17 protein-coding genes are annotated in these 17,476 nt (G+C 68.6%); 13 read left to right on the top strand and 4 right to left on the bottom strand.

Annotation, left to right across the window (positions count from 1 at the left end):
• Positions 1 to 8: 8 nt before the first annotated feature.
• The gene (gene mads2, locus ACFS27_RS22800) at positions 9 to 2,159 is read right to left on the bottom strand and encodes a methylation-associated defense system DNA methyltransferase MAD2 (protein WP_377187938.1); all 2,151 of its coding nucleotides are present in this window, start codon (positions 2,157 to 2,159) and stop codon (positions 9 to 11) included.
• A 624-nt stretch (positions 2,160 to 2,783) separates the two neighbouring features.
• Between mads2 and ACFS27_RS22795 the strand changes: the two genes are divergently transcribed.
• The 13 genes from ACFS27_RS22795 (at position 2,784) to ACFS27_RS22735 (ending at position 14,786) form a co-directional block, all read left to right on the top strand.
• Positions 2,784 to 2,909 (top strand): hypothetical protein, encoded by a 126-nt coding sequence (locus ACFS27_RS22795; RefSeq protein ID WP_377187936.1) that lies wholly within the window; start codon positions 2,784 to 2,786, stop codon positions 2,907 to 2,909.
• A gap of 408 nt (positions 2,910 to 3,317) precedes the next feature.
• The gene (locus tag ACFS27_RS22790) at positions 3,318 to 3,914 is read left to right on the top strand and encodes a hypothetical protein (protein WP_377187933.1); all 597 of its coding nucleotides are present in this window, start codon (positions 3,318 to 3,320) and stop codon (positions 3,912 to 3,914) included.
• On the top strand, positions 3,899 to 4,903 hold the full coding sequence (locus ACFS27_RS22785) for a hypothetical protein (RefSeq protein WP_377187930.1): 1,005 nt from the start codon (positions 3,899 to 3,901) through the stop codon (positions 4,901 to 4,903). The genes ACFS27_RS22790 and ACFS27_RS22785 overlap by 16 nt, the downstream gene beginning before the upstream one ends.
• A gap of 23 nt (positions 4,904 to 4,926) precedes the next feature.
• Positions 4,927 to 5,643, top strand: a complete 717-nt coding sequence (locus ACFS27_RS22780) for an SAF domain-containing protein (protein WP_377187927.1) — start codon at positions 4,927 to 4,929, stop codon at positions 5,641 to 5,643.
• Entirely contained in the window at positions 5,640 to 6,425 is a 786-nt protein-coding gene (locus ACFS27_RS22775; protein ID WP_377187924.1) for a hypothetical protein, read from the top strand. Before ACFS27_RS22780 ends, ACFS27_RS22775 begins: the two co-directional genes overlap by 4 nt.
• A complete protein-coding gene (locus ACFS27_RS22770; RefSeq protein ID WP_377187921.1) occupies positions 6,422 to 8,056 on the top strand; it encodes a CpaF family protein in 1,635 nt (544 codons plus the stop codon). Before ACFS27_RS22775 ends, ACFS27_RS22770 begins: the two co-directional genes overlap by 4 nt.
• A 1-nt stretch (position 8,057) precedes the next feature.
• Complete coding sequence (locus ACFS27_RS22765) at positions 8,058 to 8,963, top strand: type II secretion system F family protein (RefSeq protein WP_377187918.1); 906 nt, start codon at positions 8,058 to 8,060, stop codon at positions 8,961 to 8,963.
• A complete protein-coding gene (locus tag ACFS27_RS22760; protein ID WP_377187915.1) occupies positions 8,960 to 9,868 on the top strand; it encodes a hypothetical protein in 909 nt (302 codons plus the stop codon). The genes ACFS27_RS22765 and ACFS27_RS22760 overlap by 4 nt, the downstream gene beginning before the upstream one ends.
• An 84-nt stretch (positions 9,869 to 9,952) precedes the next feature.
• On the top strand, positions 9,953 to 10,180 hold the full coding sequence (locus ACFS27_RS22755) for a hypothetical protein (protein ID WP_377187912.1): 228 nt from the start codon (positions 9,953 to 9,955) through the stop codon (positions 10,178 to 10,180).
• A 4-nt stretch (positions 10,181 to 10,184) separates the two neighbouring features.
• Complete coding sequence (locus ACFS27_RS22750) at positions 10,185 to 10,628, top strand: TadE family protein (RefSeq protein WP_377187909.1); 444 nt, start codon at positions 10,185 to 10,187, stop codon at positions 10,626 to 10,628.
• Positions 10,625 to 11,050, top strand: coding sequence for a TadE/TadG family type IV pilus assembly protein (locus ACFS27_RS22745; RefSeq protein ID WP_377187906.1), 426 nt, complete (start codon positions 10,625 to 10,627; stop codon positions 11,048 to 11,050). Before ACFS27_RS22750 ends, ACFS27_RS22745 begins: the two co-directional genes overlap by 4 nt.
• A 110-nt stretch (positions 11,051 to 11,160) precedes the next feature.
• Complete coding sequence (locus ACFS27_RS22740; protein ID WP_377187903.1) at positions 11,161 to 11,550, top strand: pilus assembly protein TadG-related protein; 390 nt, start codon at positions 11,161 to 11,163, stop codon at positions 11,548 to 11,550.
• A complete protein-coding gene (locus ACFS27_RS22735; RefSeq protein ID WP_377187900.1) occupies positions 11,547 to 14,786 on the top strand; it encodes a LysM peptidoglycan-binding domain-containing protein in 3,240 nt (1,079 codons plus the stop codon). Before ACFS27_RS22740 ends, ACFS27_RS22735 begins: the two co-directional genes overlap by 4 nt.
• Before the next feature lie 4 nt (positions 14,787 to 14,790).
• Here ACFS27_RS22735 and ACFS27_RS22730 read toward each other — a convergent pair whose 3' ends face one another.
• The 3 genes from ACFS27_RS22730 to ACFS27_RS22720 all read right to left on the bottom strand — a co-directional run bounded on the left by ACFS27_RS22730 (position 14,791) and on the right by ACFS27_RS22720 (position 17,354).
• A complete protein-coding gene (locus ACFS27_RS22730; RefSeq protein WP_377187897.1) occupies positions 14,791 to 16,011 on the bottom strand; it encodes a helix-turn-helix domain-containing protein in 1,221 nt (406 codons plus the stop codon).
• A gap of 153 nt (positions 16,012 to 16,164) precedes the next feature.
• On the bottom strand, positions 16,165 to 16,497 hold the full coding sequence (locus tag ACFS27_RS22725) for a hypothetical protein (protein WP_377187894.1): 333 nt from the start codon (positions 16,495 to 16,497) through the stop codon (positions 16,165 to 16,167).
• On the bottom strand, positions 16,494 to 17,354 hold the full coding sequence (locus ACFS27_RS22720; protein WP_377187891.1) for an HAD family hydrolase: 861 nt from the start codon (positions 17,352 to 17,354) through the stop codon (positions 16,494 to 16,496). Before ACFS27_RS22720 ends, ACFS27_RS22725 begins: the two co-directional genes overlap by 4 nt.
• Positions 17,355 to 17,476 lie beyond the last annotated feature (122 nt).

Genomic DNA, 17,476 nt, shown 5'->3' with positions numbered 1-17,476 from the left:
AGTGACCTTCACGCGCGAGCCTCCCGCGAGCCGCGAGGGTCAAAGCCTGGGATCGAGTGGACCTTGCGGAACTCTCTATACCGTTCGGCAATCAGTGGCAAGTCATTGTCGACGACAGGTCGACTGCGTTTGATCCGTCGCTTACGCCGCTCATGATCGATGGTGATGTATTCGGACTCCTCGAAGGCCTCCATCACGAGGTCGCCGTTCGGGTGCCGCTTGTAGAGCTCGTTGCCGCGCCGGTCAAAGCCGACCTTCTCAGCGACCGCCATGAAGACTGGATAGGAGACGGGTCCGTTGAGGGACTCGTTCATCGTCTCGTCGGTCGTCTTGCGCTTGAGGAACAACAGCGTAGTGAGGATGTTGACGTTGGCGTCGACGATGAACGTCTCGACCGGAAGCTCAACGCTCGCGAGCACCCAGCATTGCTCCAGGATGTACTTTCGGATGCCCTCGTCGGCGGGCCCAGGATTGGACAAGATTCCGTTCGGGAGGACGATACCCAGCCGGCCGCCCGGCTTGACCCATTCGATGGCTCTCTGCACGAACAACTGCTCGGGCGCCATGGATCCCGGCCGAGTATTGACGCTTGGTCGCAGTTCGCCCGTCGCCTTGTCCCGCCCCCAGACCTTGGCTACGCCGTCGGTGAAGTTGCCGAGTACCGACTCGTCGCTAACCGGGATGTCTGCGCCGAACGGTGGGTTGGTGAGTAGGACGTCGACGACGCCGGAGGCGCCGTTTTTGGCAAGAGGGATGCGGCGCTGCGCCTCTGCCACGCCGTGCCACGGCCCGGCGGGAAAGGCGAGCGAGTCCATGTAGTAGACATTCCCTGGGGTGTCCGCGAGAGTCATGATGTTCATGGACGTCGCGCGAACCAGGTCCTCGTCGAAGTCGGCCCCGAAGAGATGATGCTCCGCGTATCGACGGAGCTTGTCCCGGTACCGTTCGCTCTGCTCGGGCGTGTCCGGCAGTCCGAGCGTGCCGTCCTCCTTCTGCATTGCATGGTGCAGGTGCGTCAGGGTGGCGTGCAGGAAGCCTCCTGTACCGCAGGTCGGGTCGAGTACGGTCTCGTCCTCCTGCGGGTCCAGGATCTCGACCATGAGTCGGACAGCACCCCGGGGTGTGAAGTACTGGCCCTTGTCGCCGCGTAGGTTGGTGCCAACGATCTCCTGGTACGCAAGACCTTTCGCGTCGATGTCAGTGGCGCTCAGGTCGTACGGCGAAAGCTCGCCCACGATGAACGCCAGCGCCCGATTGTCGAGTGTGATCTCGTCTCTGGCGCTGAACAGGCCGGACGAGGCGTACTGCTTCTTGACGTCCTCGAAGAGTTCGAGAACCCGCTTGCGGATCTGCGCTCGACCCTCGTCGTCGTACGGCTCGGTCATCGACGCGTAGAACCGCGATGTACCTCCGTCACGCACCACGCGCTCGTCGTACATCTTGGCGAACAGGAGGTACAAGAATTGCCAGAACGCCCTGTCCTTGGCCATGCCGAAGTTGCCGTGGATGTAGTTGTGGCAGCGGCGGAACGTCACCTTGAGCATCTCGGGCTCGGCGCGCCGCAGCCTCTGGTGTGAGACAACGTTCCGGCTGCCGACCGTGCCGTCGGCCTGCGGCCAGTCGGTGCGGGCCTCGTAGGTCGCGCCGAACCGGGTGACGTTCTTGTGCAGGAAGAAGAAGTCGAGGTTGTCCGTCCAGAGTGCGTCGAGACGCTCGGGGTAGTCCTCCGCCCCGAGCAGCGCGGTCAGCTCGTCCTCCTCGGTCTTCATCTGCTCGGGATCACGGAGCTTGACGACGTTCTTGCCACGCTTTGGCTCGGGCTTGCACACGACGACCCGCCGGAGGTTGGCCTCGGTGTGCGCCGATCCCGGAGCGAAGACGGCGATGTCGACCTTCTTCCGCGTTCTCCGAGTCCCGGTGTTCACTTGGACCTGGAAGTCGCGTTCCATGTCGTCCGGCGTGATGGCGTACTCGTGGAACAACACGCGGAGGATCCGTTGCCGCACGCGTTCCTTCGCCGTGTCCTTGATGGGGACGTTGTGCAGGAAGTCGACGATGTACCCCTCGTCCAGGTGATGCACCTGCGACTCCGTCATCGAGTCAGGCGCCAGTGCACCGTCGCGCTCGGTCCCTGCGTCCACATCGTTCGTCGTCGTCATCGTTCCCGTTCTGATCGTCTCGTAACGCACACCAGTCCGACAACGGTGGTCGTCGGACGTGCGTGCTGAGCCTACTCCGGCACACTGACACGCCAATCGTGCAGGACCGATGTTGCCGCAGTTCAACGGGGATGGCGCGGGCTGGCGACGACCCGAAGTACACCCGGATCCGCCGGACGACCGGCCCCCGAAGCCTTGGTGCTGTCGTGCAGTTGCATTGTGATCCTCGCGCCCCGCGCTTGCACGCATCGGTGGGTGAAGCGCCGCTCGACGTGCGTCGTCGCGTGTGAGTAAGGGCACCCTGATCCAGGGCCGCTGCTACGGGGCTGACGGGCTGTGGTATCCGCGCCGGACGAGGTCCGGGTTGACGTTCACGAGGACCTCGTGCGTGTTGTTCTCGTACTGGTGCAGGTAGTGCTCGGGGACTGGCCGGTCGTCGCTGGTCAGGTAGCCCAGGTCGGTCAGGTGGGCGGCGATGCGGTCGGTCGGCAGGTCCCTGCCTGGCTGGTGGCGTCGTCGGCCAGGACGAGCAGGTCGGCGTCGACGACGAACCGGTCGCGCACTGCGCTGGGGTTAGTCGTGTGGCGAGGTGGTCGAACAGCGCGGCCGACCTGCCGAGTGATGATGGCCACGGTCAGCGACCAGCTCGCCCAGAGGTTCTGCGCCCTCGACCCGAAGATGTCCGACGACGACGTGCAGACCTACATCGTCGGACCGGCCATCATCGTCGACGCGATCGCTATCTACTGACGCCGCTGACTCACTCACGCATGGGCGCCACGGAGGGTCTGATGCCCCTATCCGAGTCAAGCGGTGAGGAGCCAGTCGCGGTAGCGGGTGGCGAGGTTGTTCTCGTGGCGTAGGTCGCTTTCGAGTGCGATGGCGCGGTTCTGACCTGCGCGGACGCCCCAATGCGGTTCTGATCAGGCCCGAACACTATGCGTTTTTCCGGCCCCGCCCGTGGCACCGTGGACCAAGTCCGAGGCGGGACGCCCGAGCGGTTGGCACCGCTCCACTCGCCCCGGTCGCGCTAGATGAGGTGGCATTGGAACCGGATTCAGTGCACCCTGGAAACCGTTGCCCGCGTCACAGAAGGCCCGACACGGGCAACATCCTTCGCGAGCCGCACGGCCGCGTCAGGGGGCGAAGGAGACCGTTATGCGGATCGAGCGACGCCTTGTCGCAGTAGCAGCCGGCGTGCTGCTCACTGTGACCGGCTGCACGAGCGCCACGGACCCGACACCGTCACCCACGCCGACGGACACCGCCTCACAGCCTGCCGGGTCACCGAGCCCAGCCACCGACTCCGAGCTCGCGGCCGCGAATGCCGAGGCCTTGGTCCGCGAGTACTACCGAGTCACCGACGTCGTCGCGAAGAATCCCACGGACCTCACTCCGCTCGATGGCATCGCCGCCACGGGGGAACTCCAACGTCTGAAGGCACAGTTTCAGCAGTGGGCCGACGACAGCTGGCACCAGACCGGTGATCTGAAGGTCGTCGAACTCGTCACGCAGACGGTCACGCTGGAGCCTTCGGACGGCTCCGTCCCGTCAGCGCAAGTCGATGTCTGCTTCGACGTCACGGATCTGGACATCGTCGATCAGTCAGGCGCCTCTCAGGTCGACTCGGGCCGGAATGACCGCGGTTGGGACCGGCTCACCGTCACCAACTCTGCCTACGACACCAACCCCGATGACGGGTGGCGAGTCACGGACGCCCAGACTCTGGAGCAGGAACCGTGCGCTGGGCAATGAGGCTCTACGCCTGCGCCGCCCTCGTCCTGACGGGGGTCTTCGGAGTGTGCTCCACGGCAGCAGCGGACGTCCCGGAAGCCGGCGGCCATTGCAAGTACGTCAACCCACGGACGGGAGAGTGCGACATCTGGATCACGGCTCCCGGTACTCCAGAGATCATCGGCGGAGGCGCGGGCAAGGCCGTCGGCGCTGGTCCATCCGGCGGCGCTTCGGACGACGGCCCGCCACCCCGCGAGAACGACGAGGGCACGCCCGCCTGCCTCAAAGGCGACGCGCCGGTCCCGTGCACGTCGGACCACGGCTACTGGCGGCAGGACGTCCAGTGCTACATCGGTCCCACGCCCCTCAGCCCGCAACCTGAGGAAGGCAGCGCGGTCTGGCAGCACTTCGAAGAGATGTTTGATCGGGGCCCGGACACGGGCGCGGTCTACCCGTGCTTCGACGCTGCGGGAGAGCAGGTCTCCCTGCTCTACTCGCCGGACGCCCCGGCGGCAGGCCCGCCCCCTCCGACTCCGGGGGAGGTCGCCCGGCGAGCCGTCGCGCAGATGAACCTCAAGGCCGTCCAGATCGGGATCGCTCCGCAGCCACCGGCAACCGCTGTTGCCGGTGTGCCGGTGTGGTTCTGGGTTGATGACCCGGGCGCCACGACCTTCGGGCCGGCGACCGAATCCGCGACGGTCCGCGGCGTCACGGTCACAGCCACGGCCCGGGTGGACAAGGTGCGCTGGAACCTCGGCGACGGCACGACGATCTCGTGCGGCGTGGGAACGCCGTACACACCCGAGTACGGCGGCGACCCGTCGCCGGACTGCGGGCACACCTTCACGCGCGAGTCCGGTTTCGAGCCGGACGGCGCGTACGCGGTCACAGCCACCACGACCTGGGTCGTGGAGTGGGCCGGGGCCGGTCAGTCCGGGACGATCACGCTGGACCCGCTGGTGGCCCAGACGCGCATCGTCGTCGCAGAGGGACAGGTGCTCGTGAGCTGACGGGCACCAGGGGAGGCGAACAAATGTCAACGACGACCCCCAAGAAGACGGATCCCGGCCAAGGGCCGGTGTCCGCCCCGCCTCCCGCTGCGCCACCGCCCAAGGTCCGACGGCGCGCCTGGACCACCCTGGTCGGAGGCGGCGCCCTGGTCATCGGCGCGCTGGTCGGGCTCATCGTGTGGATGGCAGCGTCCACCACACAACAGGTCCTCATCGCGGCATCGGACCTGGACAGATATCACGTCATCACGGCCGACGACCTTCGCGTCGTACCTGTGACGCTGGACTCCTCGGTCGCATCGGTCTCCAGCACCGAGGCGGAAGCCCTGATCGGACAACGCCTGACCTCGGCGGTCCCGAGAGGCTCAGTCCTCGCTCCAGCGGATGTCTCCGAGGAGGAGTTCCCGCCCGCGGGGCGCACGGTCGTCCAGGTGACGTTCACTGCCCAGCAGGCTGGGGGCGTGACCCTGACGCCCGGTGACACGGTCCGCGTCGTCGTCGCCCCGCCGACGGCGTCCGACGCCGATCCGACCTACTCCGCCGGGGAGGTTGCGGCCGTACACACGAGTGCCGGCGGGGGAGTGGTCGACGTGCTGGTCCCGCACGCAGACGCCGTCGACCTGTCCGTCGCCATCGCCAACGGTCGGGCAACGGTCGTGCACGATGCCGGGCTGCCCTCCTCGGGCGGGAACGACAGCGACCCGGACAGCATTGCCGACGAGAGTGGTGAGGATGAATGACAGTCATCGCACTCTGCTCGGCGAGCGGCGCTCCGGGCGTCTCCACGACGTGCCTGGGCCTGGCCCTGGCGTGGCCACGTCCGGCACTCCTCGTCGAGGCGGACCCGCGTGGCACCCAGGCCTTGATGACCGGGTGGTTCCAGGGTGCTCGGCCGTATGACACGGGCTTGGTTGAACTGGCCCTGTCTCCGCTGGCCACGGCCGACGCTCTCCGCGAGGTCGCGCGCCCGATCGACGGGACCGAGGTCCGCTTCGTCGCCGGGCTGCGCTCCTACGCGCAGGCGCCGGTGCTGCGCGGCGTGTGGGAGCCGCTGGCTGGAGCGCTCGCTGAGCTCGGCGATGCGGGAACGGACGTCCTGGTGGACGCCGGCCCGCTGGGTTACCCCGGCTCGCCGACGCCGTTGCTCTCCGCTGCGGACCTGTCGCTGCTGGTTGTCCGATCGGATCTGCCAGCCCTCGGCGGGGCGCGGGCCTGGGCCGAGCAGGTCGTCAAGGAAGGGCTGTGGCGGCAGGCGGGCCTGGTCGTCGTCGGGCAGGGACGCCCCTACACGCCCCGCGAGGTCTCCCAGACGCTGGGGCTGCCCGTCGTCACCCATGTCGCCTGGGACCCCGATGGGGCCGCGGTCTACCACCAGGGTGGGGTCCCACCGCGGAGGTTCGAGACCTCCGCGTACCTGCGGTCGTTGCGTGCGGCGGCCTCGACGATCACATCGGCGGCCGGGCGCCTTCGGCTGACCGCCGACGAACCCGACGACCGCCCGAGACAGGAGGTGATCGCGTGACGACACCACCGAGCACCAGCCCGAAACCCACGACGTCCGCCGATGAGGTCAAGGTCAGCCCGGCCGCACTCCCACTCTTCGCGGAGCACGTGCCGCCGGCGCTCGCACCATCGCGCCGGGAGCCCGCGAACCCGTGGACCGTCACCACCACGCCGCCGACGAACGGCCACGCAACCCCCGTCAGTCTGCCGAATGGCTGGCAGTCGTACGATCACCACGTCGCCCCGAAGCTGCCCACATCTTCTGGCTTCGACCACCGATCGCCGTCCGGCTCGCTCCGGCACGCCCCCGACGTCGACTGGGCCCTCGTGGACGTCCTTCGGGGCCAGGTGTCAGAGCGGTTGTCGCGCGCGGTCGCGGAGAACCGCGACCTGTCCCGCGCGGACCAGGAACAGCTGGCCCACTTTCACACCGCGGACCAGATAGACGAGACGATGACGCAGTGGGCGAATGTCGGCCGCGCCACCCTCACCGGCCCGCAGCGAGCGGACCTGGCCCGAGCGGTGGGCGACGCGCTGTTCCGCCTGGGTCGATTGCAGCCGCTGATCGAGGACGACCGTGTCGAGAACATCAACATCAACGGGTACGACGACGTCGAGCTGGAGCTCACCGACGGCACGGTGATCGAGGGCCCGCCCGTGGCGGACTCCGATCAGCAGCTCATCGACTACCTCGTCTTCCTCGCCTCGCGCTCGGAGGTCAACGCCCGTGCGTTCTCTGAGGCCCAGCCATCGCTGCACCTGCGGCTCGACGACGGGTCTCGTCTCGCGGCGGTCGCTTGGGTGTCCCCGCGACCGCAGGTCACCATCCGGCGCCACCGACTCGTCCGCGTCACCCTCCCAGACCTGGTCGACGGCGGGCTGTTCGACGACCCGACCGCCGCCACCCTGCTCGCCGCCGCGGTCCGTGCCAAGCTCTCCATTCTCGTCACTGGCGCACCCGGCGCTGGCAAGACCACCCTGCTCCGCGCGCTGGCGAACGAGATCGCGCCGCGCGAGCGGATCGCGACTGTCGAGTCGGAGTACGAGCTGCATCTGCACCAGTACCGCCCTCGGACCTGGGCGTGGGAGGCCCGCCCCGGCACCGGCGAACCTGGCGCCGACGGACGCCAGGCCGGCGAGTACAGCCTCATGCAGGCCGTCTGGGACGTCGTCCGGTTCAACGTCTCCCGTGTCCTCGTCGGGGAGGTGAGGGGCAGGGAGATTGTCCCGCTGATCCAGGTCACCGAGAACGGCACCGGCACCCTCGCCACGACCCACTCTCGCGACGCCACCGCCGCGATCCGCAAGCTCGTTACCTGCGCCATGCAGGAAGGCCCGCAATGGGACGCCACGCTGGCGACGGCAAAGCTCGCCGAATCCATCGACCTCGTGGTGCACCTGGAGCTCACCGGCGCTGAGGGCGACGACGGCCGCCCACGCCGCCGCGTCGCCGAGATCGTCGCGATCGAGCCTGGCGACACCATCGGCTCCTTCGCCACCACCCAGGTCTACCGAACCGACGGCGACGACCGGCTGTCTCCCGGCACCCTGCCAGATCGCTTCCGCCCGCTCGCCCGGCACGGCTTCGACCTGACCGCCTACACCGTCCGTCAGGAAGCTGGGAGTTCGCCGCATCTGGGGGTGGTCTGACGTGCCTGGTTCCCTGGTCGGTTCGATGCTCGCCGGAGCACTATTCGCATTCGGGATCTTCCTGCTCGTCGCCGGGTGGCGCCGCTGGGATCTCATACCGGACGCATCTCCGTCCGTCCGGCACCGACTGGCTCGCCTCACGCAGGTTCCCCGCCGCACCTGGGCTCTCCTCGGGTTCGGTGTGGTCGCCGGACTGCTGGTGTGGGCGATCTGGAAGTGGCCGATCGCCGTTGTCGCCGTCCCGGTCGCCGTCGTCGGACTGCCTGCGTTGCTGTCCAACCGCGGCCAGGTCGACGCCATCGCCCGACTCGAGTCCCTCGAGGAATGGACCCGGTCGCTGTCGGACCGGCTGACCGTCGGCCAAGGACTGGAGCAGGCCCTCACTGTGTCGCAGCGTTCGGCTCCACCCGCGATCGCCGACCCTGTGCGTCGGCTCGTGTCCCGGCTGACCGCCCGGTGGGACACCGAGGTCGCGTTGCGTGCGTTCGCGGACGACCTTGACGACGCCACCGCTGACCACATGACCATCTACCTTCTGCAAGCCGCCCGCCGACGCGGCACCGGCCTGGCCATCGTGCTCGGCGAGCTGGCTGAGACCGTCGCCGCCGAGGTCCGAGCCCGACGTCAGATCGAGGCCGACCGTGCCAAGCCTCGCGCCACGGCTCGATGGGTCACGATCATCTCCGCCACGGTGCTCGGGTTCCTCGCGTTCACCGGGGACTACATCGCCCCTTACCAGACGCCTCTCGGTCAGGTCCTCCTGGTCGTGCTCGTCGGTGGATACCTGGCCGCGCTGGTCTGGATGAAGCGCATCGCCACGGGCAAGAAGCACGCACGGAGCTTGGGCGCGCAGGTCCGTCGTGAGGCGGCCCGCCAGCACGCAGCCGCCTGGGGAGGTATCTCATGACCAGCCTGATCGGCTCTGTCGTGGCCGGCGCCCTGATCGTGTACGGGATCACGGCACTCGCGATCGCATGGTTTGCGCCGGTGCGGGTCGACGCGGCCAAGAGCCTCGCCGCGCTGGCCCCACCCACCTCGGTGACCCGGCGACCCGCGGCGACCGGGACGCCGTCGGACGCGATCGAGCGCGTTGGGCTCTGGGGGCAACGCGTTCTGCCCGACACCGCCTGGTACCGCACGCCATACCGCGAGCTCGCTCTCCTGCGTATTCCCGTCGCCCGGTTCTACGGCGACAAGCTGGTCCAGGCCGCTTGCGGACTGCTGCTGGCACCGCTGGCCTCCTGGGTCCTCGGGATGGTCGGCCTGCGGCTACCCGCCGTTGTGACTGCCGCCGGGGCGGTGGCGCTCGCCGTCGTGCTGTTCTTCGGCCCGAACTACTCGATCACCGCGATGGCCAACGAAGCTCGGGCTGTCTTCCGGAGCGAGCTGACCTCGTGGGTAGATGCTGTTGCCATCGAACGTGCCTCCGGCTCCGGGGTTAGGCAGGCCATGGAGCACGCCGCCGCGCTTGGCGATCACTGGGTCTGGATACGGCTCGACGAGGAACTACGCCGATCCCGCTGGTCCGGCATCCCACCGTGGGATGCGCTCAAGAGCCTGGCCGACGAGCTCGCACTGCCCGAGCTGAACGACGTCGCCGACATCCTGGGCAACGCCGGCGAGGAAGGCACTGCTGCCTGGGGCTCCCTGCGGGCACGCACCACGTCGCTGCGCGCGGCGATCCTGTCCGACGACGTCACCCGCGCCAACGCCGACAACGAGCGCATGTCCATCCCCGCCGCGCTGCTCGGGGTGGTGTTCGTCGCGCTGATCGTCATGCCCGCCGTCCTGCGGATCGTCCTGCACACCTGAACTTCGTCACCCGACGACAGCTCGAACCCCAGAAGGAGGTCCTCGCATCGCATCCCCAGACCCGGCGAGCCCGCTCGTCGGCCCGTGAGAGGAACCACCGCCATGCTGCACCTGTGGACCACCCTCGTGGTGGCGTACACCGCGGTCCGGGACCGCTACCAGTCGATGTCGCGCGATGAGAAGGAGGGCGGGTACACGACGGAGACTGTCGTGTTTACCGTCGCCCTGCTCCTCCTCGCGGGGATCGTCATCGCCGCGATCACGACGTTCGTCAACGGCGAGGTCATCAAGATCGTCAGCCCCAACGGGTGACTTGATGAGATCGCCGGTACGGCACGCGCGGCGCGCCCGGCCACGCTGTGGGCGCCGCGAGCGGCCCGACGAAGAGGGCTCGGCAACCGCTGAGCTGGTGATCGTGCTGCCTGCGGTCCTGCTCCTGACCTTTCTCGGCGTCCAGGCCGGAATGATCTACCACGCCCGCCAAGTCGTGCTCGCTGCCGCGAGCCAAGGGGCAATGGCCGCTTCCAGCGAGTACGGGACCGCGGCAGACGGGCAGGCCGCCGCCGGGTCGTTCCTGGGCCAGACAGGCGACGTCGCGCTGTCCACCTGGACCGTGACGGCAGACCGGGATGGCGAGCGTGCTGTCGTGCGGATCGAGGGTCAGCCGTTCTCGGTGATCCCGTTCTGGATCCCGACGGTCTCGGCGCAGGCGTCGATGCCGGCTGAACACGTGGTGCCGCTTGAGCGGAGCGCGTCATGAGCAACCGTCGCCGCTACACCGAAGCGGGCTCTGCCTCGGTCGAGCTCGCCGTTGGGGCGCCCGCGTTCGCACTGTTGCTCGCTCTGGTCCTGCTCGCCGCCCGGGTCGTGACGTCACAGCAGGCGGTCGAGACTGCCGCCTGGGACGCGGCCCGGTCCGCGTCCATGACGCGCGAAGGCAATGTCGCAGCGCGGGCGCAACAGGTCGCCACGGCGAGCCTGGCCAACCAAGAACTCACCTGCGCGGACACCGACGTTGCCGTGGACCTGTCCGAATACGCAACCCAACCGGGGACGCCCTCGTCCATCACCGTGGCGGTGTCCTGCACGGTGCGGCTGTGGGACCTGCCGTTCGACACTCCGTCGACCACGGTCAGCAGCCAGGCGATGTCTCCGACCGATTCGTGGAGGTCAGCACCATGAGTGCCACGAGAACTGCATCGCACCCCCTGGAGGCCGCATCGCGAGGCGTAAGAACCGCGCCGTCGACTCAGCGAACCGTCTACCTGCGGCGACACGATGAGAAAGGGTCCGTGACCGCGTGGTTCGCGACAGTCTCGTTCGCGCTCGTGGTGATCGTAGGGCTCGTGCTCGATGGAGGCGCGCAGCTCCATGCAGAGGAACGCGCCTTCGGGATCGCCGCCCAGGCGGCTCGCACCGGCGGTCAGCAACTCGACACCGCCGCTGTCGTCGCGAGCCAGGGCTTCGCCGTCGACCCCGATCAGGCTGTCACCGCTGCCCATCAGTACCTCGCCGACGTCGGCGTCGACGGGACGGTGTGGGTCGACGACGATCAGGTCCACGTCGTCGTCAACGACTCTTACACGCCGGTGGTCCTCGGGATGCTCGGCTTCGGTCCCTTTCCCGTCGAGGCCACCGCCTCGGCCCGCTTGATTCGCGTCGTAGGAGGAGCCGAAGGATGAGCCAACTACCGCCTATCGCGCCCGCGCGGGCGACGGCCGGCACCCGGATGCGTGCGCTCGGAGCGGCGGTCGTCATCCTCGCGATCCTCGCAGCGCTGCCCGTTCTGCTGGTCGTCACCTTCCCGGTGGTCTTCCCAGACTGGCTACTCACGCGCACCGGAGCCGAGATCGTTCTGTTCGGCGGCGACCTCCAGCGGGTTGCCCTTGTGCTCTTCTATGTGGGCGCCTGGGTGTTCTGTCTCTGGTTCGCCTGGGCCGTGACCACGGAGATTGTCGTCCAGGCCCGTAGCCTCCGACGTCCGCATCTTGTGCCGGTCCCGGCAGGGGTGGTGGGGCGGCTCGTCGCGGTGCTCCTGACGCTGTTGCCCGTCCAGACCGCATTCGCCCAGCCGTCCGCGGCAGTCGCTGCGACGCTCGTCGACGGAGCTGATCCCGTGCCAGATGGCGTGCCTGACGCCGACGGGCGCGGGCCGATGCCCGACACCGAATCGGGCAGCGACGACGCCGGCGCGCGGCCATCCGATAAGGCTCCCGTCCCCGCGGACACCGCCCCGCCTCCCGCGTCGCGACTCGAGCCGTACATCGTGCGGGAGAACGACACGCTCTGGGGACTCGCCCTGTCGCGGCTCGGCGACGGCCGCCGCTACCCCGAGATCTACGACCTCAACCGGGAGGTCATCGGGCCCAAGCCCGGACTGCTCGCCGCCGGGGCAACGATCCTCCTACCCACACCAACTACCGAGCCCGCCCGGCCCGTTGCAGACGTGCGCGGGGGAGAGGCGTCGTACACGGTGCAGCCAGGCGACACGCTCAGCGAGATCGCCCAGGCCCATCTTGGCGACGCGAACCGCTACCCGGAGATCGCTGCGGCATCGGACGCCACCGTTCAACCCGACGGCGACCGCCTCACTGACCCCGACCACATCGAGCCCGGGTGGGTCGTCACCCTGCCCAGTGCGGCGAAGGTCGTGTCCGACGACGTCCGGTCCTCGCCGCAGGAGCCGAACGGTTCGGTGACCGGCGGCGAGCACTTCACCGCGCCCTTTGACGAAGAACCGTCCACCAGGGATGACACAGCCGGGACGATTTCTGAGACGCCACCCGACGCGACCGGGACCGAGAGGGAGACGGAGACCGAGACCACCTCGGCGGCAGCATCGTGGCTGGTGCCAGGAATCGCATCCGGTGCCGGAATCCTCGCAGCCGGTCTTGCCGGTGTGGTGCTGCGGGGGCGGCTGCGCCAGGCCCGGCAACGGCGTCCAGGCCGAGTGATACCTCCGATCCCAGAAGAACTCGTCCCGGCCGCAGCCACGGCACGGATCTTCGGCGCCCGACGAGTGCCCGACCTACATCGGCTGGACCTGCTGCTGCGGCAGCTGGGCGGCCCCTACCTCAAGCAGCTCACCTCGCAGCGTCCCGCGCTGATCGCCGTCGAGCTCACCGACGACACCGCAATCCTGCACCTCGCCGAACCTGCTGACCTCCCTGCCCCCTGGACCGGCAACGGCATGCGCTGGTCGGCGCCACTGGACGGTGCACCGGACGAATGCCGCGAGATGGTGCCGTATCCGATGCTCGTCACCATCGGGACCGACGACGCCGGGCACGCCTGGCTGCTCGACCTTGAACGACTCCGCGTCACCACCGTCACCGGTGACTCCGAAGCGGTGGCTCGGTTCGCACGACACATCGTCGCCGAACTGGCCCTGAACCCCTGGACGATCAACCTCACCACCGACGTCATCGGCCCCGTAGCTCCCGGCGCTCGCGGGCTGTCCGGCTTTCAGGTCGAGGAGCACGACGACGCCTCGGCACTGGCTCGGTTCCCCGACGAACTGCGCGAGGCGTACGAGAGCGACGTCAACAGTGAGGACATCGAGTGGTACCACGCCGTCGTTGCCGAGGCCGCGCGCGCCGGCGAACTGATGGACCTGGCCAATGTCATCTCGGGCGACCCCGGGCGCAACGGGCTGGCGATCCTCCTCGTCGGGAAGCCTGACGGCGAGCCATTGGCCGGGCCGGTGCTGACGATCGAGAACGGGTGGCTCGTCGTCCCGGGACTTGCCGTCGAGGTCGAGGCCGTACACCTGCGACAGGAAGAGCTCGACGCGTCCGTCCAGCTCTCACGGCTCATGGACGACTCGCGTGACGTCGCCGTTCCTGTCGACCCGAGCGCACGGGGCTGGCGGGCACTCGTCAACGAGGCCGGCGCCCCACGTGCCGAAGTCGTCGACGCCCGACCGGAGGACCCGAACGAACCTGCCGGGTCCAGGTCCCTGCTACCGGGCTCCGACGCGGACTATCTGAAGAAAACGGCGGACACGCGCGAGGATCTGGCACGTCTCGCGCCCGTGGTGCGCCTGCCAGAGGCGACGACGTCGGATGAAACTGTCGGGGATGACGTCGGACTGGACGTTGCCGACCCCGCCCTCGACCAGGACCTTGCCGACTGGGCCGACGCGAAGTGCACCCGACCGCGCGTCAAGGTGCTCGGTCCCGTCAAGGTGTGGGGCGCGGGGCCGACCACCACGGTCGCAGGCAAGGTGCCCACCATCTATGCCGTAGTCGGGTATGTCGCCTTGCACCCTGAGGGGGTCATCGCGTCCCAGATCGCCGCCATGGCCGGCGTGGAGACCACCAACGTCCGGAGCAAGCTGAGCGATGCTCGCGCCTGGCTCGGCAACCGCCCAGACGGCACGCCGTGGCTTCCCATGGGCCAGGGTGGCCGGCCTTCCGAGAAGCGACCACCCCATCGGTTCCGGATCGAGGGTTGTCTCGTGGACGCCGACCTGTTCCTGCGCCTCAGAGCCCGTGCCTACCGCCGTGGGGCAGCCGGGCTCGACGACCTCGTCACCGCGTTGCGGCTGGTGCGCGGGCGACCATTCACGGTGTCCGGGAGACCGGAGAGGTGGCTGTGGGCGACCGAGGGCGAGCACCGCGACGCGATCCTTACCGCAGCCATCGTTGATGTCACCGAACTGACGATTGCCCGTTCTGTGGTGGCCGGGGACCTCGATCTCGCCAGGGAGGCATACCGCATCGGCACCGGCGTCGACCCCGTTGGCGAGGTCCTCAAGGTCAGCATCGCGATGCTCGAGCTCGCCGACGACCATCCCGAGCGTGCTCAGGATCTCGCCAACGAGATCCTGGAGCAGCGGGGGGACGAGTGGCCGGAGGAAACCTCCGACCGCATGGATGCGATCAGACGACGGACGACTCAGCTGTCGGGAAACTGACCGGTCACCATTCGGGATCGGGGCCAAGCCAGGCGCGGAATCGCGCGAGCGGCTCGTTCGACCGGCGGTGCGCGCGGACCAGGAGGCCGGCGACCTCGCGCGTGGCGGGGTGGTGCCGGGTCTGCTGAGGCGCGGCCTTCTTCGCCACCATGAGGCTCTTTAGCGACTTGTCGTGCTTGCCCTGCCAGAAGTACGCACGAGCGAGGTCCGTGTGATGGTGCGCAACTCGCGTGGGCAAGCGGGTCATCATGTGGTCCGGCAGACGCGTCTCGTCGGCCAGCGCGAGCGCCCGCGGACCGTCCCCGGCCTCGACGGCAGAGGCGACCCGGTAGATCGCGACGTTCGAGGGTCCGAAGGCCATGTGCTGCCAGTCGTTGTCGGTGTCGGCGGGAAGCCGGACCGAAATCTGACGTGCCTCCTCGACGTGATCCATCGCGAGAGCGAGATTGCCCGCTCGTCCCGCGAGGAGCGACGAGCGCAGGTGCAGCGAGCCAGTCGTCAGCAGAGCGGCATCGTCGTCCCGCCCGGTCGGCTCGATGTCGGAGCGGACCGTGTCCAACAGGCGCAGTCCGGGCTCATAGAGAGCGTCGCGCATGATCGACGTCGTGCGCATCCAAGCAGCGAAACCCTTGGCTGCGGGGTCGGACGTGAGCGACGCGATCCACTGGATACGATCCTCGACCTGCGCCGCGAGGTCCTCGTAACCCGTCTGATGGGCGACGGTATGGGCGGCGTGCGCGTAAGCAAGGAGGACGTTGCCGAGCGACTCGCGCTCCCGTTCGTCGTCCGTCGCATGGACCATGGCGAACGCTTCGCTCAGTAGCGGAGGAAGGATCTCGGCGAGCTGTCGGTTGCGACCGCGCTGGAGTTCGCGCACGACCTCTTTCGCGTCCGCTTCCAGGGCGCTCATCGGCCGCGGGCGGTGCTCCAGGTCGAGCGGAAGATCCCAAGTGTTGAGCGCGCGTCGCAGGGCCGGGATCCGCCCATGGACGCGGTCTCGTCGCGGCTCCTCCGTGTCGTACGGCTGTCCGGAGAGTGCGCCGACGTCAACTCCGAGAGCGCGGGCAACCGTCGCCAGCGTGACCTGGGAACAGTCCCGGTTGCCCTGCTCGACCTTGCGGAGCAGCGACAGGCTGACCGACGCCGCCTGGGCGAGCGCCACCTGGGTCATTCCGCGGTCCTTGCGGCGGGTCGCGATTCGCTTGCCGATCAGCTCGTCGTCCATCAGAGTCCCAGCGCTCGCAGTTCGGGGGAGTTCACAGACTACGCCGGAAGAACATTCGGCCACAGGATCGGATGCTCGTCGTCAGGCACCTGTGACACAAGATGTGTCACCTCGAACCGACCGCCCCGGGATGTGGCGAATCTGTCCCAGCTGTCAGGACCGGCGGAGACGCAGGAGGTACGTGTTCGCACGTGCCTTCCTCCAGGCCCCACGCAGTCCCAGATCGGTGCGGGCGAAGTCGTGCCCCGCCGCGAGCACCGCGTGCTCGACCTGTCGCATGGTGAGCCCGATCCCTGCCGGAAGTTCTCGGTGGCGAGACCAGATGGGACTACGACCGTCGCGGACGACCCATACGTCGCACGCCGAGAGTGTCGGCCCGCCGTCGTCCTGCTTGACGTGGACCACGACGGTCACGCGTCGCGGGAGAACTACCAACGCCCGCTCCACCTCGCGGGCCAACTCCGCGATCCCCGTGGTCGCGATCACCAGGCCACGACCTGTCGCAGGATCGGCACGACGCCGTCGTCCTCGATCGTGCCGGTGACGTCGTCGGCGAGAGCCTTGAGATCGTCGCCGGCATGCCCCATCGCTATGCCTGTTCCCGCCCAGCGGAGCATGTCGGCATCGTTGGCGCCGTCGCCTACCGCCCACGTCGCGCCGCGGGCCAGTCCGAGGGCTAAGCGGATCTTCTCGAGCGAAGTGGCCTTCGAGATCCCGACGGGCGTTACGTCTACCCAGTGCGGTCCTGCAGGCGTCGCGGTGACGGCGAGCCACCCGAGGTCTGTGGCGAGCGGGCCAATGTCGGTCGCGTGCAGTGCGGCGCGGACGACGGGGGCCTCCCACAGGTCGCGCTCGCGGCGAACGACGTGCTGGCGTCCGTTGAGCAGTCCGTCGGGGAACCTGACGTTGACGTTCCAGCCGCGGCCGACGTCCTCGACCGCCAGGTACACGTCCGGGAACGTGGCCATCGCCCGCTGCAGGACGAGCACCGGATCGAACGTGAGCGTCTGCTCGACGGTCAGCCCGCGCCGGTGTGTCACGCGGGCGACGACTGCACCGTTGCTGCACACGACCCAGCCGGCCCGTAGGCCAAGCCGCTTGACCACAGGCAGTGCGCCAGCCAGCGACCTCCCCGTCGCGAGGACGACGTTGTGCCCGGCGTCGACGACGCCACGGACCGCGGCGATAACCTGCGCCGAAGGCGGCTGCCCGGTCCGCAACAGGGTCCCGTCGATGTCGAGCGCCACCAGACGCGGCCCCGATCCGAAGTCGGTCGTGGACAGGGTCGGCGGCGGCGTCCTCCGGTCGCCGGGTCGCAGAGTGGTGTCGTGGATCGTTTCCATCGGTCTTCCCCTCGTGCCGTGGTTCGTGGGACGACCGCCAACCGCGGAGGTCCTGTGCTTCCACAGTCGGCCTGCGGCGGGAAACGGAGTGACACAGTCCTGTGACACCGGCGCTTGGGGCT

The organism is Promicromonospora vindobonensis (genome assembly GCF_042685865.1).
In the GTDB taxonomy this organism is placed as follows: Bacteria; Actinomycetota; Actinomycetes; order Actinomycetales; family Cellulomonadaceae; genus Promicromonospora; species Promicromonospora vindobonensis.
The sequence above is the reverse complement of the archived record's forward strand: the minus strand, read 5'-3'. Positions and strand labels throughout refer to the sequence as shown.